Origin of the sequence: uncultured Cetobacterium sp. (assembly GCF_947039425.1) — a bacterium.
Classification (GTDB): domain Bacteria; phylum Fusobacteriota; class Fusobacteriia; order Fusobacteriales; family Fusobacteriaceae; genus Cetobacterium_A.
Window position 1 is genome coordinate 1 of record NZ_CAMQYW010000293.1, and the last position, 2,538, is coordinate 2,538.

General features: G+C 26.8%; 2 protein-coding genes. Both read right to left on the bottom strand.

Annotated elements, in window-relative coordinates:
* Positions 1 to 28 precede the first annotated feature (28 nt).
* Positions 29 to 694 carry a hypothetical protein gene (locus tag Q0V09_RS10695; protein WP_297489454.1) on the bottom strand — a complete coding sequence of 222 codons (666 nt, stop codon included), beginning with the start codon at positions 692 to 694 and terminating at the stop codon, positions 29 to 31.
* 43 nt (positions 695 to 737) lie between these two features.
* Positions 738 to 2,538, bottom strand: a 1,801-nt coding sequence (locus Q0V09_RS10700; protein WP_297489457.1) for a hypothetical protein, incomplete at its 5' end; no start/stop codon positions are given.

Here is a 2,538-nt window from a genome sequence, read left to right on the forward strand (position 1 = left end):
TTTTTTTTTTTAATTTTTTTTTTTTTTTTTAAAAATTTTTTTCCCAAATTTTAACTTCAAAGATATTATCATTGATGCTGATTATATCAGTTACTTCAAAAGTATAATATCTATTAGATTTAGGAGCTATTTTTATTCTGAAGTCTCCCTCGTTTTTATCAAATACTATTTCATTATTTCCACTAACATTATTTTTCAAAGAATAACTATTTGTTTTTAACAAGACACGCGTGTCGGAAGTTTTTATCAATTCACTATCTGTGTTATATATATAAAATTTAAAGTTATAATCTCCATCATCTAGTCTAATATTTCTTAAACTTTTACTATGACTTGTTTCTATAGTGTGTAGTAATTTTTCTTTAGATAAAATTTCAACTTTTATCTTTATAAACTTAAAATTTTTTAAAGAATTTTCTGTTCTTATTTTATAATATTCTTTTTTATTATTATTTATTATAGGAACATATGTCCCATCAAATTTTTTACCATCAATTATCGTTGATGTTGATGTCTTTTCTTTAAATTCCTCTTTTAGTTCTTTTGTTATTTTTTCTATTTTCAATGCATCAAACTTATTATAATCAATTTCAAGATTAAAGTTTAGCGATTGCTTATTATCACATATAATTTCCCCTGGAATATTTACAATTATCTCAGGAATCTTGTTTTTAAATAAACTGTAATTTAACATTCGTACTCCTTTATAAAAGGCAGGATGTCAACCCTGCCAGTTTTTATTGTATTATATATGAAATTATATTAAACTCATATTCTTTGTCCAATCTAAGCTCTGTTTTACCAAGCTCATATATATTATAGCCTTCTTTTTCACTCTCTTTATAACTTAATATAGAGTTCTTATCAATATCTATGTCTATAATTACATAACTATTAGAATATTTATTTCTTTTTATTCTAATTCTGTTTGATTGGCCTTCAAGCATTATATCTTCAAATGTAGACTCTAAAGATGAACTTTCAGTTTCTATAGTTATACTTTTATTGATTTGAACATGATTGCCTGATGAATCATAACAATTAACAACAAGTTTGTAGTTTCCAGATGTTAAGTTAAATTGAGGTTTAAATTTAAACTCAGCTGTGTCTGTTTCAACTTTATTTTCAATTTTACCAAATGTACTACCATCAGCATATCCATTTTTCTCTAAACTATATTCACATCTAACCACATCATTTGGAACTTCCCAAATCCACTCTGGTCTTCTGTTTTCAGTTATAGTATATAAAGGTCTTGTAAATCTCATTTTAGTAACATCAGGTGCTTCAGTATCATATGTAATAAATTGATATTCATATTCTTCTGCCCAGTTACCGTTCTGGTCAAAACCAGTTAATACAAATACATAATTCCCATCATTAGAAATTCCATTCTTCTTAATAGTTTTATTAAGAGTTATTGAATTTTCATCTAAAGATTCATTCTTTTTAAACTGGATTTCTTCAGATAATTTTAAAACTTTTTCATTTACTTTACTTTTATCAAAGCCTTGAGTACTGAAAACACATTTCCAATCATCTGCTGTTAAAATATAATTTTCTACTTCTCCAAGCTCCTTGTAAAGAGTATCTAGCTTTTTGAAGTCTTCCTCTGACATAATTAACCAAGAATACTTAAAGTAGTTTATATCATTCTCCCAAGAGATTGTAGGGATAACATTAGTGAATATATTTGTACCCCCAGCTACAATTGGTTTGAACGGAGGTTCTCTGTCCAAAATGATTGAATTAGAATATATTTCATTTCTAATATTTCCTGATACATCAAACGTTTTCATATAAACAGTGTATATCCCATCTTTTCTTTCTTCAAATGATGAATACTCTTTAGCTGAGGAAATTTTAATCCATTCCCCTATTGGTAAATTAGGATTGAATGAATAATAAACTCCTGCTGCTGAATCTCCATTTCCTGTATATTCCCACTTCCAATTAAGTACTGAATTATCATTAGTATATTTTTTATTAGTAAATACTATTCCTTGTGGTATTGTTCTATCTAAAGTTACTGTTATAGAAGCAATATCTGATTTTTTATTTAAAATAACATTTGTTCCAGCTTGTTCAACCACATCTTTGAATATAGCTCTAACATACAAGGTATAATCTCCATCTGCATTATTACCAGCTATTGTTTTAGGTATATTATTTAGTGTGAATGACGATTTCTCAATCTCTTTCCATTTGCTTGGATTAGTTAAATCCACAACACTCTTGTTGTATGGAGTAGTTAATTGATACTCCCACTTCTCTATATTGTCTGCTTCTAAATGCCATTGGAATAATAAAGTTGAATTATTTGTATTGAGTTTTTTAGGTGATGTAAATAACGGTTTGATTGCTGTTATATCTCTCAGTTCTATAACTTTCTCAAAACTTGGAGAAATATTTCCAGCATAGTCTATTCCACTTAATTCCAATTTATATATATTTGGTAAAAGTTTTTTGAATACTAAACTTATATCTTCTTCACTTTCAGAGTTTTTTCTTATCTCACACATTGAAGATCCTGTTTTA

Excerpts from the sequence above, each read along its gene's own strand:
- Q0V09_RS10695 (WP_297489454.1), bottom strand. The coding sequence starts at position 694 with ATGTTAAATTACAGTTTATTTAAAAACAAGATTCCTGAGATAATTGTA.